Origin of the sequence: Anaerococcus sp. (assembly GCF_030825785.1) — a bacterium.
In the GTDB taxonomy this organism is placed as follows: domain Bacteria; phylum Bacillota; class Clostridia; order Tissierellales; family Peptoniphilaceae; genus Anaerococcus.
Genome location: NZ_JAPJPG010000040.1, coordinates 1 through 14,183 on the forward strand (window position 1 = coordinate 1; position 14,183 = coordinate 14,183).

Sequence of the window (14,183 nt, forward strand, 5' to 3'; positions counted from 1 at the left end):
AAGACTGGAGGGGGCCTCTGCCGCCCCCTTAGGCTGTCCCCTAGAGAACGAAGATGTTAACTTAATTACTAAAATAACTAGATTGTTCAGATAACTCCATACTAAACATTTTTAGTCTCAGATATTTATAAAAAATATCTCCCCGCCCAATTTCTTGATTTTTCCTTCAATTTATATGATAATTATACTAAGAGCAGAAAGGAAAATTTATGATGTTTGAACTTGTTATTGGTTTAAGTTTTGTGCTGGCTGTGGTAAGCTTGATTTCGGTTTTGTTTACTGAGAAGAAGGCATTTTTCGCTATATGTGCCTTGATCTTTTTGGGGGCCTTTTATTTTACTAATGCAAGGGACCCAATTGCTGAAGTTTGGCCTTTGATTTCTTTTGTGGCGGGGATTACTCTCTTGGCTCTTGAGATTTTTATTCCGAGTTTCGGCCTTATTGGAATTTGTGGACTCGTTCTAGTTGGACTATCCCTCTACAATTCCTTTATGATGGATGGCAGGGAAGTGATCCTTCTTGTGGCTGCGACTCTTGCTATCATCCTAAGCGTGACAGTCTATGTTACACTTGGTTTTAGGGCTAATATCTTCGATAAGGGGATACTTAAGAACGTAAATAGTAAGGAGAAAGGCTACAATTCGAAAGTCGACTATTCTTACCTAATTGGCAAGACTGGAACTAGTAAGTCAATCCTAAGACCTACTGGAAGGATTGAAATCGATGGTAATTATTACGATGCTACTAGCCAGGGTGATTTTATAAAATCCCTCTGTGAGATTGAAGTTGTTAGTGTAAAAGATGGCCACATTGTGGTAAAGGAGATAGGATGAATTTTGTAATTTTAGGCATAATTGTCGTTTTATTGGTGGTGTTTTTCACCATGGTTCCGGTTGGACTTTGGATAACTGCTAGATTTTCAGGAGTAAATATTTCAATGCCAGCCCTTGTCGCTATGCGTTTTAGGAGACTTTCTCCATCAAAGATTGTAAATGCAATGATTAAGTCTCACCAGGCAGGGATTCAAATTCCTACCAATGATTTGGAAAGTCACTACCTAGCAGGAGGAGATATCAATCAAGTAGTTGATGCACTAATTGCGGCAGAAAGAGCAAACATCGACCTTTCATTTGAGCAGGCCGCAGCCATTGACCTTGCAGGACGTAATGTATTCGAAGCTGTCCAAGTTTCTGTTACACCAAAGGTAATCAACACACCAGTAATCGCCGCTGTTGCCAAAAACGGAATCGAGGTTAAGGTTATAGCCAAGGTTACTGTTAGGGCAAATATCGAAAGACTAGTAGGTGGTGCAGGTGAAGAGACAATCATTGCCAGAGTCGGAGAAGGTATTGTAACCACAGTGGGTTCATCTAATTCTCACGCCCAAGTTCTAGAAAATCCTGACAATATTTCCCAAACAGTTCTTATGAAGGGGCTTGATAGCGGAACTGCCTTCGAGATTTTATCTATTGATATAGCGGATGTGGATGTCGGAAGAAACGTCGGTGCCCAACTTCAAAGAGATCAAGCAGAGGCAGATAAGAATATCGCCCAAGCTAAGGCAGAGGAAAGACGTGCCCAAGCTATCGCCCTTGAGCAAGAAAACAGGGCCAAGGTAGTTGAGGCAGAAAGTAAGATTCCAACAGCTATAGCCAAGGCCTTCGAAGAGGGCAACCTCGGTGTTATGGATTATTACAATATCAAAAATGTAAATGCCGACACCAAGATGCGTGAGTCAATTTCTGGAGAAGATGGGGCTGATCTAGATGTCTAGAATCTTTCCTAAGAAAAAAGACCAGGGGAAAAAACGCAAGCCATCCTTCGACGATTGGTTAAAGAAGACTAACGAGCTCCTAAACGAATATATGGATGAGCCGGTCGGGGAGATGTTTGGATCTAATAATAAAAAGATAAAGAAAAAAGTTTCGAATAATACTAAGCAAAAGCAAGGAAAGCTCCCCAAAGAAGACTTCAGAATAATAAAGGAAGAGGGAGACCCGGCAGCTGAAAGAAGGATAGAAGAAAGTAGGGCAAAGAGAAAAAAAGAAAAGCTCTACGAAGAAAATAAAAGCAAAAACAAAAGAAAGACTCTTAGAAAGGCCTTGATCTACTCAGAAATTTTGGGTAAGCCTGTCTCTAAGAGAAAGTAGGATGCAAGCTTTAGGGCTTGCTTTCTTCCTTCTATCTATAGATTATTATAAATCATTTATAAGTCGCTTGATTTGGTTAAATATAAAGAAATCTCTCGACTACGCTCGACGGAAGTTTTCGGATTCAGAGACAAGCCCATCCGGCTCATTGAGGATAGCAGGGCTTGCCCTTCATCTCGAAAATCCTCGATTGTGAACTCTTCGAGTTCTTGGGACTTATTTTTCAAATAAGTCCCACTATTCGATTTTCTTCAAAAATCGAAGCCCGACAGTCCGGCACCTGCCATAAATTCACTTCATTCATTGTGGCTAGGACCATTAGAGATAAGGGAGCTACTTCCCCTCAATGTAAATTCAATTAGAAACTAGGGCCCTTCCTCAGATAGGGGCCTTATTTGATAAACTTTTATTTTATATAGAAGTTTTTTAAATTTCAGAAATTTCAACATATTTGTAACAATAAATAGTATAATATTCTTAATGGAGGATTGATATCATAGAATTATTAGCAATAGAAAACCCTGACCAAGTTATTAGCTTGTTTGGGAGTTTTGACAAAAACAGAAAATATATAGAAGAAAGATTTGATACCAAGATTAAGGTTAAGGATAATGACCTGGAGATTAAGGGAGAAGAGCTTAATACTAAGCTTACCAAGGATCTCTTAGAACAACTCCTTACTCTTATAAGTAAGGGCGAGTCCCTAGACTTTCAAAAGATCAAGTATCACGCAGACATGCTCGAAAGAGAAAATAAAGACGTGATTAAGGGGCTTTTGGGCGATGTGATAGTCACAAGGGCTGATGGCAAGCCAATCAAGCCAAAGACCCTAGGCCAAAGGTCTTATATTGAAAAGATCAGAAATAATGATGTTGTCTTTGGTATAGGGCCAGCAGGAACAGGAAAGACCTACCTTGCTGTTGCCATGGCCGTTAGAGCCTTCAAGGCTGGGGAAGTGGATAGGATAATACTCACTCGTCCAGCAGTCGAAGCAGGGGAAAGCCTTGGGTTTCTTCCAGGAGACCTTCAAGATAAGGTAGATCCATATCTAAGACCACTATATGATGGGCTTTTTGATATTTTAGGCTTTGATACTTATCAAAATCTCGTAGAAAAAGGCCTTATAGAAGTCGCTCCCCTTGCCTACATGAGAGGTAGGACGCTCGATAGGTCCTTTGTGATACTAGATGAAGCACAGAACACGACCCACGAGCAGATGAAGATGTTTCTTACAAGACTTGGCTTTGGTTCCAAGGCCATAATCACAGGAGATAAGACCCAAGTCGACCTTCCTCGTGGCAAGAAAAGCGGTATAAGGGCGGCAGAGCATATACTAAAGAATGTAGAAGGAATTGCCTTTATGGAATTTTCTTCTATAGATGTAGTAAGACACCCTCTTGTTCAAAGGATAATCGATGCCTACGATAAGGAAGATGCGAGAAGGATGGCTGAGAGAAAAGAAAAGGAAGCTAATAGCAAGAAAGAATAGGAAGGCTTATGCATCTTTTAATTGAAAACAATACAGAAGAAAAAATAGAAATGGATGCTGACCTAGAAAGAACTGTCAAGGAAGTCCTAAAGACAGAGGGGTTGGATGAGGACTATGAAGTCTCTATCACCTTTGTCGACAGGGAGGAGATTCATAGATTAAATAGGGAATTTAGGGATGTGGATAGGCCAACAGATGTCTTATCCTTCCCCCTAGATGATACTATAGACCTTCCAGATAGAGATAAGATGTTGGGAGATATAGTAATCTGTATGGATGTTGCCAAAGATCAGGCCATGGAGTTCGGCCATTCTCTAAGGCGAGAGATCATGTATCTGACCTGCCATTCCACCCTCCATCTTTTAGGCTACGATCATATGGAAGAAGACGAGAAAAGAGAGATGCGTCATCGTGAGAAGGAAGTGATGAGAAATCTTAGAGTCTTCAAGGACGAAGATAAAGAAGACTTTGACCATATGGACAAAAATGACTACAAGAAGGAAAAAGAAGAAACAAATAAGGAAGATGAAAAGTTTCTAGAATTTAGAGATGAGCTTAAGGAAGAAATCAAGGAAGAGCTAAGACTTGAGCAAAGATACGCCAATGTAGAGTACGAGAAGATCTATACCAAGGAGAACCTAAGCCATGGGCAGAAGTTTCTCAAAGGCTTCGACTATGCCTACGAGGGTCTAGTCTTTGCCATAAATCACGAGAAAAACATGAAATTTCATCTTTTAGCCTGCGCTATAGTCTTTGTGGCAAGCTTGTTTTTCAATATTTCTAGAATTGAGATGATGTTTCTAATCTTTGCTATATCATCAGTCATAGCTCTAGAGCTTGTAAATACAGCCCTTGAGAATGCTGTCGATATAGCAGCTGACGGTAGGTGGCTATCTCTTGCCAAGTCCGCCAAGGACGTATCTGCTGCGGCAACCTTTATAGCAGCCCTTAATGCACTTTTTGTAGGCTATATGATATTTTTCGATAAGTTCTTAAACTTCTACGACTCAGTAATCTTGAGGATTGCGAGAAGACCGAGCCATTTGGCGGTAATTTCGATTTCCCTAATAATAATCATAACCATATTCCTTAAGGGAATTTTCTACGAGGGTCATGGAACCGCCTTTAGGGGAGGCTTTGTGAGCGGACATACTTCCGTATCATTTGGCCTTGCGACCATTGGAATCCTCCTTGTGGACAATCCCATGGTAATGATTCTTATGGTCTTACTCGCCCTTATAGTTGCAGAATCCAGATACGAGGCAGATATTCATTCGATAAAAGAGATAATTAGAGGAGCCATACTTGGCATAAGTGTGGCACTTGCAATATTTGGGATATTTTCATGAAAGATTTAGATAAATTAATAAAACTTGCCCTAGACAATAAGGAAAAATCTTACTCTCCTTATTCGCACTTTAGGGTTTCGGCGGTTCTCCTTACAAAAGAAGGCGAGGTTTTTGAGGGAGTAAACATCGAAAACGCCTCTTACTCACCGACAATTTGTGCGGAAAGATCTGCCCTTGCTGCTGCCATCTCCAAGGGTTATAGAGAATTTGATACAATAGTTATCACAGGAGATTCGATAGATACATATCCTTGCGGAGTCTGCAGGCAATTTATGGCGGAGTTTTTCGATGAGGATACGAAAATCGTAATAGCAAACTCCCTAGATGATTATAAGACCTATACTTTGGAAGATTTACTTCCATATAGTTTTGGCAAAAAGGATTTACAATGATAAAATCAGGATTCATCTCTGTTGTAGGTAGGGCCAATGTTGGAAAGTCAACCCTAATGGAGAAGATTATAGGAGAGAAGATTTCTATAATTTCAAACAAGCCCCAAACTACCAGAGATAAGATACAAATTATATATAACGATGAGGAAAGTCAGATAATCTTTCTTGATACGCCGGGGATCCAAACTCCTAGAAACAAGCTTCAAGAAAGGCTTTTGACCTTCTCAGAAGAAAGCCTCAAGGAATCTGACATCATCACCATGGTTGTTGATGATTCAGAAGAAATTGGAAGGATTGACGGAGAAATCCTAGAAATGCTTGAAAAAATCAAGCTTCCCAAGATTCTTCTAATAAACAAGACCGATCTTGCTGATAGGGAGAAATTAGCCCATATCAGAGAGAATTTTAGGGCTTACGATTTCGATAGAATTATAGAAATATCCGCCCTAGAAGGTAAAAATATTGATGTTTTCTTAGACACTATCAAGGAAATGCTTGACTTTGGCCCAGCCTACTACGATAGGGATATGATCACAGATAAGAGCGAGAGATTTATCGTAGCAGAGATAATAAGAGAGAAGGCTCTTAGAAACTTATCCAACGAAGTCCCTCACGGTGTGGCTGTTAGGATTGATGATTTCAAAGAAAGATCTAACAAGAAGCTAATAGATATAAGGGCTACAATTGTGGTGGAGAAAAATAGCCACAAGGAGATTGTTATCGGCAAAAATGGCCAGATGATCAAGAAAATCGGCATGGATGCGAGAAGTGAGATAGAAAAATTCCTATCAAGTAAGGTCAACCTCCAATTGTGGGTCAAGGTAGAAAAGGACTGGAGAAAGAAAGAAAAGCTGGTGGACCGCTTTGGCTACAAGTGAGCTTAAGGACGTGACAGGCTTTATCTTAAGGGAGTTTAGCTATCAGGAGACTAGCAAAATCATAGAAGTATTTACCGACAAGGTCGGCAGAATTTCTATCATGGCCAAGGGAGTTTACAGAAAAAACTCCGGCCTTCTTTCTTTGACAGGAAGATTTATGAAGGTAAACTTATCCTTGTACAAGATGAAGGGAGACTTCTACGGTATAAGGGACGGCTACTTGGTAGAATCATACAAGAAAAGTGCCAAGAATTTTGACATCATCCTCTACAAGTCGGCCATTTGTGATTTTCTCCTAAAAACTATCGATACAAGCCAGAAGGATACAGTCTTTAAGCTCCTTGATACAAGCTTTAGGGCCTTAGAAGACGCTGATTATGGCTATCTTAATATATTTTTGGGATTTTTAATCAAATATATATCATTTTCAGGTCTAAAGCCGAACTTTTCTACTTGCGGCATTTGCGGTAGAATTATAGATAAGGCGACAGGCTACTTTTCTATCAGAGAAGCCTCCCTCATATGCGAAGAGCATAAGAAGGATGCGGATAATGTGATTTATCTTACTAGAGATGACCTCGTATATTTTATGAAGTTATTATATACAAAATCAGAAGAGCTTAGTAAGCTTAAGATGAGCCCTGACTATGAGAAAGTAGCGAGATTAATAATAGATTATTGCTTAATTAGCCTTGATATCAAGAAGTTTTCTTCTATGGATTGGGTCTATAAGAGATTAAGCGAAAGGAATTAGAATGTACTTTGAAGATTTAATAATGAAACTTGAAGAGTTTTGGAAGAATGAGGGATGTTCGGTAATGCTTCCTTACGATACGGAAAAGGGAGCAGGAACTATGAATCCCAATACATTTTTGCGTGCCCTAGGTCCTGAGCCTTGGAAGGTGTGCTATGTGGAGCCATCAAGAAGGCCAGCAGATGGTAGATATGGGCAAAACCCAAACAGACTCTACCAACACCACCAAATGCAAATTCTCCTAAAGCCAACCCCAGATAATATCCAAGAGCTTTACCTAGAATGCTTGGAAGCAATAGGAATTAACCCAAGAGAGCACGACATAAGATTTGTCGAAGACAACTGGGAAAGTCCAACCCTAGGAGCCTGGGGACTCGGTTGGGAAGTATGGCTTGATGGAATGGAGATTACACAATTTACTTATTTCCAACAAGTCGGAGGTATCAACTGCGAGATCGAAAGTGGTGAGATTACCATTGGTCTTGAAAGAATCTTTATGTATCTATCAGGAGTGGATAATGTATTTGATATTAAGTGGTCTAAGGATCTCACTTACAGAGACATCTTTGGTCTAGCCGAATACGAGAATTCCAAATATTCCTTCGAAGACGCAGACAACGAAGTCCTAGAAGAATTGTTTAATATTTATGAAAAAGAAGCCAACAGACTAATCGATCTAGGTCTATGCATACCTGCCTACGACAATGTCTTAAAGACAAGCCACGCTTTCAATACCCTAGATGCTAAGGGGGCCATATCAGTTTCTGAAAGAAGCCACTATATCAAAAGGGTAAGAGACGTATCAAGCAAGGTAGCCCACAAGTTTATCGAGAAAAGAGAAGAGTTAGGCTACCCTCTTCTAAGAAAGGATAATGATGAGTAATTACTTATTAGAAATCGGAGTAGAAGAGATACCTTCTGATTATGTCAAAAACACCAAAAGACAATTAGAAGATAAATTTAAAAAACTAATAGATGAAAACAAACTAACTTGCGAGTCTATCTCAATAGAGTCAACTCCAAGAAGATTTGCTATCTTGTTAAACAATTTAGAAGCAGACCTTACAGAAAAGACCGTCTCTGTCAAAGGACCAAGTGTAAAGATCGCCTATGACGAAGGCGGCGAGCCAAAGAAGCCTCTTTTAGGTTTCCTAAAAGGCCAAGGAGCGGACATATCTGATGTAGTAATCAGAGAATTCAAGGGCGAAGACTATATCTATGTAGAAAAAAAGGAAAAGTCAAAATCAGTTTCTGAAGTCCTAAGAGAAAATGTCTACGAACTAGTGAAGTCAATTTCCTTCCCAAGATCTATGAGATGGGCAGGAAAGTCAATAAAATGGGCAAGACCAATCAGATGGTTTGTATCAATCCTAGATGACGAAGTTCTAGACTTTGATGCTGAGGGAATTTCTGTAGGAAGAGTGACCAAGGGCCACAGAACTCTTGGATCCAATCATATAGAAATTGACAAGATTGAAAACTACGAAAACCTCCTTAAGGAAAACTACGTAATCCTAAAATATAAGGACAGAAAAGACATCATCCAAAGAGGACTTAACAGACTATCTAGCGAAGTTGGCGGAGAGTATATGAAAGACGAAGCCCTCCTAGATGAAGTTATAAATATAGTAGAATATCCAACTGTACTAATAGGGGGAATCGACAAAGACTATCTAGAAATCCCAAAAGAAGTAATAACAACTCCAATGAAGGACCACCAAAGATATTTCCCAGTTCTAGATGAGAACAAAAATCTTCTCCCATACTTCCTAGTCGTAAGAAATGGTGACGAAGAATTTAATGAAAATGTAGTAGAGGGAAACAAAAAGGTCCTAGTAGCAAGACTTGAAGATGCCAAGTTCTTCTACGATATAGACATGAAAAAGCCGCTCGAAGCCTATGTAGACGAACTAGAAAATCTTGCCTTCTTTGAAGGTTTGGGCAATATGAAGCTTAAGACAGAAAGGCTCACGGACCTTACAGAAAGATACAGACAAGCCCTAGCTATTGGCGAAGATATGGCACATCCTATAGGCAGAGCAGCCTACCTATCAAAGGCAGACCTTGTGACAAAGATGGTAGTAGAGTTTACCGAGCTACAAGGAACTATGGGTAGGATTTATGCAAGTAAGTCAGGCGAGGAAGAAAGAGTGGCAACAGCCATAGAAGAATCCTACATGCCAAGATCTTCTGGATCAGCCCTACCAAAAAATATCACAGGTATCATCCTTTCTATAGCAGATAAGATGGATACCATAGTTGGTCTCTACGCTATAGAAAAATACGTAACAGGAAGCCAAGACCCATTCGGTCTAAGAAGGGCCTGTCTTGGAATAATAAATATCTTCCTAGAAAATTCTATCGATATAGACCTAAGAAAGCTTGTAAATGATGCCCTCCTAGTCTATACAGAAAAGAATGAACTTGCCTTCGATTATGATACAGCAATGGACAAGGTCTTAGACTTCTTTAGGGACAGACTCAAAAACAAGCTAATCGACGATGGGGTAAGCTACGATACAGTAAATTCTGTAATAAATACAGACGAGTTAAATATCATAAAAATCGTAAAGAAGGCTAAAAGCATTGATAGCTTCTTAGAAGATAATGAAGATCAAGTATCTTACTTTACAAGAATCGTAAACCTCTCAGACTATAGGGTAGATGCTGAAGTAAGAGAAGACTTATTCGAAAATGACCTAGAAAGATCTTTCTATGAGAAAATCACAGAGCTTGGAGACTTTAGTCCAAGTGCAGAAGCGAACTTTTTGGAAGAGCTTAACAGGATAAAAGAAACTAGCGAAATAGGTAATACTTATCTAGACAATACCATGATCAATGTAGAAGACGAAGAAGTCAAAAACAATAGAATCGCCATGCAAAACAAACTGGCAAGAAGGATTGAACAAATCCTCGATATAAAAGAAATAGTAAGGTAAAAAATGAAAGAATTGACTACAATACTTATAAGTGATTCGACCGGAGAGACTGCACAAAACTACATCAAGTCAGTTACAAGCCAATTTCCTAACCTTAAAGTAAATCTTATTAGAAAACCAAGTATAGATACAACAGATGAAATTGACGAAGTGATGGATCAGGCTGACAGCAATTGTATAGTCGTTCAAACCATCGCCAACGAAGACCTATCCAAGCATCTAAGAGCTGTAGCCAAAGAAAAAAACATCGAAGTACTTGACATCCTAAACTACGGAATCAGAAAGGTAGAAGAAGCGACTGGCCTTAAGGCGGTAAGAAAAATCGGCCTAACCAGAACCCTATCCGAGGATTATTTCAATATGATAGAAGCCATAGAGTTTGCCATCCAATACGACGATGGCAAAGATCCTAGGGGATTTCCTCTATCAGACATAGTCCTTGTAGGAGTGTCAAGGACCAGCAAGACTCCTACAACCATGATTCTTGCAACCAAAAACTTCAAGGTCTCAAACCTTCCTCTCGTGCCAGAAATAAAATTGCCACGTGAGATATTTGAAGTAGATCCTGAAAGGATCATAGGCCTTGTGATAGACCCTGACAAGCTATCAAACATCAGGGAAGTAAGGAGTAAGTCCTTAGGCATAGTAGGAGAGTCAATATACTACGAGGATACAAGAATCAGAAGAGAGCTAGAATATGCACACGAAGTCTTCAAGGACCTAGATTGTAAGGTGATAGATGTTACAGAAAACACAATCGAGCAAACTGCAACAGATATTGTCCAATACTACTTCGAAAAGTTTCCAGAAGAGAGCAAAAAGCACGTCCAATAAAAGGAGGGGGCATGAAGAAAGACAAAATTATAGTATTAAACTTCGGCGGCCAATACGACCAACTCATCGTAAGAAGAGTTAGAGAAATGGGAGTATACGCTGAATTATTCGACTGCGATACCAAAATCGAGGACATTGATTTTGAAAATGTTGCAGGAATAATCCTAACAGGCGGCCCACAATCAGTAAACGACAAAAACTCACTAAAGACTGATGACAGAATATTTGACCTAGACATTCCAATACTAGGAATCTGCTACGGACTCCAATATATCAACCACTATTACGAGGGAGAAGTTGAAACACCTAAAAACGGTGAATATGGTAAAACTCCACTATTTGTAGACCAAAAAAGTGAGCTTTTCCAAAATGTACCTCAAGAATCCGTAATCTGGATGAACCACAGGGACAGAGTAAACAAAATCGCAGAAGGCTTCAAGAAGATCGCTTGGACCTTAAATGCACCAGTGGCAGGTATAGAAAACAAAGAAAAGAAAATCTATGCGGTACAATTCCACCCAGAAGTAGTCCACTCTGAGTATGGAAAACAAATGCTAGAAAACTTCGTAATAAATATAGCCCAAGCTGAGAAAACATGGACTATGGAAGACTTTGCCAAGGCGAAAATTGCTGAAATCAAAGAAAAATACTCTGGAGAAAAAATGATCTGCGGCCTATCAGGTGGAGTAGACTCATCAGTAGCAGCGACAATCGTATCAAAGGCTATAGGAGATAATCTCCAATGTATCTTCGTAGATCACGGCCTACTAAGAAAAGACGAAGCCAAATCTGTAATGGAAACCTACAAGGACCTTGGTCTAAACGTAAAAATGGTCGACAAATCAGAAGAATTCCTAAGTCTTCTAGAAGGAGTGGAAGAGCCTGAAGAAAAAAGAAAAATCATAGGCAACCACTTCGTAGAAGTATTCGAAGAGGAAGCGAGAAAAATCGGAGGAGCCAAATACCTAGTCCAAGGAACAATCTACCCTGACGTAATCGAAAGTGGTAAAGATAAGGCAAGTGTCATCAAAAGCCACCACAACGTAGGAGGTCTTCCTGAAGATATGGACTTCGTAGGACTCGTAGAGCCACTAAGAGAACTCTTCAAAGACGAAGTAAGAGCAGTAGGAGAGGCAATAGGAGTACCACACGATATGGTATGGCGCCAACCATTCCCAGGACCAGGCCTTGCCATAAGAGTAATTGGTGAAATCACCAAAGACAAACTAGAAATAGTAAGAGAAACAGACGCAATCCTAAGAGAAGAAGTAGAAAACTTCGGATTAAAAGAAGACATCTGGCAATACTTCACAGTATGGACACCAATCAAGACTGTAGGAGTAAAAGGAGACGCAAGAGTATACGAAAACGTCATAGCAGTAAGAGCAGTAACCAGCACCGACGCCATGACAGTAGAAGCCGCCAACCTCCCATACGACCTAATGCAAACCCTATCCAACAGAATGATAAACGAAGTAGCAGGAGTAGGAAGAATAGTATACGATATAACCAGCAAACCACCAGGAACAATTGAATGGGAATAATCGCAAAAAAATCAAAAACCTTGTAAAATCAACGGTTACAGAAGATTAAAAACTGCAACTGGGATTAAAATGGGAACATTTGTAAAAAAGAATAAATTGAATAATAGTTCCAAGTGGTTTACATTTGGACAAAAAATTAGACCGTGGTTTCAAGCTACGGTCTTTGTTTTTATCCAATATGAACATTTCTTTTAAATTTTATATTTTTTTCGTTACAGAAATCCTCAAATTTATTTGAGTCAAAATTTTTATAAAACTCATTAATTAAATATTTTTCATCTGTATCTCTTAATATAATAGCTGCTTCAGTTAATCTTCTGCTTCTTAAATACTCTGAATGCGTTGTTTCGGTTAGAATAGAAAACAAGCGACTAAACATGAATAAGAGTATCCGGATAATTGAATTACTTTCTTTTCGCTGACTTCACCATCAAGAACTGTTTCAAGATAATCAATCGAATTGTTAAACGACTTGATAATATTCACTTCGATCCCCCTTTCTTTCTGTTTATTTTATTTTAGAGGAAGATTTCTTTTCCTACCCTACAATATTCGTACAAGTTTTATAGGTTTTGTCTAATATAAACTCATAACTTGATAATGTCAATAAACTGAGATTTGTCGAATTGTACAGTAGTTACAATATTTTTATAACCATTTATTTATATATTTCCTGATAAAATCATTTACTTCATCCGGATTATCTTGATTTGAATTATGAGCGGCATCCTTAATAATGTGTAGTGGGTATCCTTCCCTTTTTTGCCACTCTCTTGTATACTGCGACACTTTACCGACTTTATCGTGTTCCCCAAGTAGGAGCAATACAGGACATTTCAGATTTATTTCATGATTTTCAAGTATAAATGCTGCTTCACCTATCCACATCAAGTGGCATAATTCCTTTTTACTATAGGTTGAAAGCATAAGTTTCATACTGTTCTGAGTATACTCAGTGATACCACAAGCTTTTGCTATGAAGTCTCTTAGCATTTTATCTGGATATAGTTTACATATCCACTCAATCTGATTCAACCAAAACATATCTAATTTGCTGTAATAATTACCAAAAGGAACACTATCTATAGAAATAAAACCTATCGCTTGTTCTTGATGTCCTTCTATATAATATTGGGCTATCATTCCTCCAAGTGATTGCCCAATAAATATTGCCGATTTAACATTCTCAATTTTTAATATACTTTCTAGCTCTTTCGTCACAAATTTGTAATTAAACGTACTATACGGTCTAGACTCTCCATGACATGGGCAATCCCAAACAATAATATTGAAATCATTTTTAAATTCATCTACCTGTTTGTCGAATAATCTACGATCAGCTGTCAATCCGGGAAGCATTACGATACTTGGTTTTTCGACATTTTCATTAGTCCAATAATAAGTTTTTCCATGCTCGGATCTCATACTTTTTTTAATCATACTGTCTCTCCACAAGTTCAATTTTATTTATCTCCATATTTTCTTTACAAATCGAGATATATTATTAATTTTTAAACCACTGTTGAGTTTATGATATCCTTGACATCAATACTACACTCTCCACGTGTGGTCTTTTTGAGTACATATTTTATTTTAAAAATCTTGATTTTTTAGGGTAAGATAACTTCCAATCTTCAAATTCTTCGTCTGTTATCTCATCGTTATAATGCTTTTTTCTCATCTCATTCCACTCTATAAGAAAATTATTGAAGTCTACATCATTTGATAAAAGTCCAGTAATTTCTCCATCACCTGCCAACGGTCTAAACTTCATATCTTTTTCATAATCAAAGATTATATGCATTATTTCAAAAATAGAATTAGGTTCATGATTAATTAATGCTGATATATCAC

At 38.6% G+C, this 14,183-nt stretch carries 13 protein-coding genes and 1 pseudogene; 12 read left to right on the forward strand and 2 right to left on the reverse strand.

The features are described from left to right. Positions 1-209 precede the first annotated feature (209 nt). From RCH56_RS06185 to guaA, 12 genes are all read left to right on the forward strand, one after another. Positions 210-833, forward strand: a complete 624-nt coding sequence (locus tag RCH56_RS06185) for an NfeD family protein (protein WP_306484107.1) — start codon at positions 210-212, stop codon at positions 831-833. Further along, the gene (floA, locus tag RCH56_RS06190) at positions 830-1,774 is read left to right on the forward strand and encodes a flotillin-like protein FloA (protein WP_306484108.1); all 945 of its coding nucleotides are present in this window, start codon (positions 830-832) and stop codon (positions 1,772-1,774) included. The genes RCH56_RS06185 and floA overlap by 4 nt, the downstream gene beginning before the upstream one ends. After that, complete coding sequence (locus tag RCH56_RS06195; RefSeq protein WP_306484109.1) at positions 1,767-2,150, forward strand: hypothetical protein; 384 nt, start codon at positions 1,767-1,769, stop codon at positions 2,148-2,150. Before floA ends, RCH56_RS06195 begins: the two co-directional genes overlap by 8 nt. Before the next feature lie 532 nt (positions 2,151-2,682). Further along, a complete protein-coding gene (locus RCH56_RS06200) occupies positions 2,683-3,639 on the forward strand; it encodes a PhoH family protein (RefSeq protein ID WP_306484118.1) in 957 nt (318 codons plus the stop codon). An 8-nt stretch (positions 3,640-3,647) separates the two neighbouring features. After that, a complete protein-coding gene (gene ybeY / locus RCH56_RS06205) occupies positions 3,648-4,988 on the forward strand; it encodes an rRNA maturation RNase YbeY (RefSeq protein ID WP_306484110.1) in 1,341 nt (446 codons plus the stop codon). Next, positions 4,985-5,380, forward strand: a complete 396-nt coding sequence (cdd, locus tag RCH56_RS06210) for a cytidine deaminase (protein WP_306484111.1) — start codon at positions 4,985-4,987, stop codon at positions 5,378-5,380. Before ybeY ends, cdd begins: the two co-directional genes overlap by 4 nt. Beyond that, positions 5,377-6,258 (forward strand): GTPase Era, encoded by an 882-nt coding sequence (era, locus tag RCH56_RS06215; RefSeq protein ID WP_306484112.1) that lies wholly within the window; start codon positions 5,377-5,379, stop codon positions 6,256-6,258. Before cdd ends, era begins: the two co-directional genes overlap by 4 nt. Beyond that, positions 6,245-7,012: a DNA repair protein RecO gene (gene recO / locus RCH56_RS06220; protein WP_306484113.1), complete on the forward strand. Its 768-nt coding sequence runs from the start codon at positions 6,245-6,247 to the stop codon at positions 7,010-7,012. Before era ends, recO begins: the two co-directional genes overlap by 14 nt. Position 7,013: 1 nt before the next feature. Next, entirely contained in the window at positions 7,014-7,895 is an 882-nt protein-coding gene (gene glyQ, locus RCH56_RS06225; RefSeq protein WP_297378936.1) for a glycine--tRNA ligase subunit alpha, read from the forward strand. Continuing rightward, positions 7,888-9,951 carry a glycine--tRNA ligase subunit beta gene (gene glyS / locus RCH56_RS06230; RefSeq protein ID WP_306484114.1) on the forward strand — a complete coding sequence of 688 codons (2,064 nt, stop codon included), beginning with the start codon at positions 7,888-7,890 and terminating at the stop codon, positions 9,949-9,951. Before glyQ ends, glyS begins: the two co-directional genes overlap by 8 nt. Positions 9,952-9,954: 3 nt before the next feature. Next, the gene (locus RCH56_RS06235; protein WP_306484115.1) at positions 9,955-10,785 is read left to right on the forward strand and encodes a pyruvate, water dikinase regulatory protein; all 831 of its coding nucleotides are present in this window, start codon (positions 9,955-9,957) and stop codon (positions 10,783-10,785) included. Positions 10,786-10,796: 11 nt separating this feature from the next. Beyond that, the gene (guaA, locus tag RCH56_RS06240) at positions 10,797-12,329 is read left to right on the forward strand and encodes a glutamine-hydrolyzing GMP synthase (RefSeq protein ID WP_306484116.1); all 1,533 of its coding nucleotides are present in this window, start codon (positions 10,797-10,799) and stop codon (positions 12,327-12,329) included. 648 nt (positions 12,330-12,977) lie between these two features. On the opposite strand, the gene RCH56_RS06245 is transcribed toward guaA, so the two are convergent. Beyond that, the gene (locus tag RCH56_RS06245; protein WP_306484117.1) at positions 12,978-13,769 is read right to left on the reverse strand and encodes an alpha/beta fold hydrolase; all 792 of its coding nucleotides are present in this window, start codon (positions 13,767-13,769) and stop codon (positions 12,978-12,980) included. Positions 13,770-13,917: 148 nt separating this feature from the next. Continuing rightward, a pseudogene (locus RCH56_RS06250) lies at positions 13,918-14,183 on the reverse strand (transcriptional regulator); the annotation flags it as partial.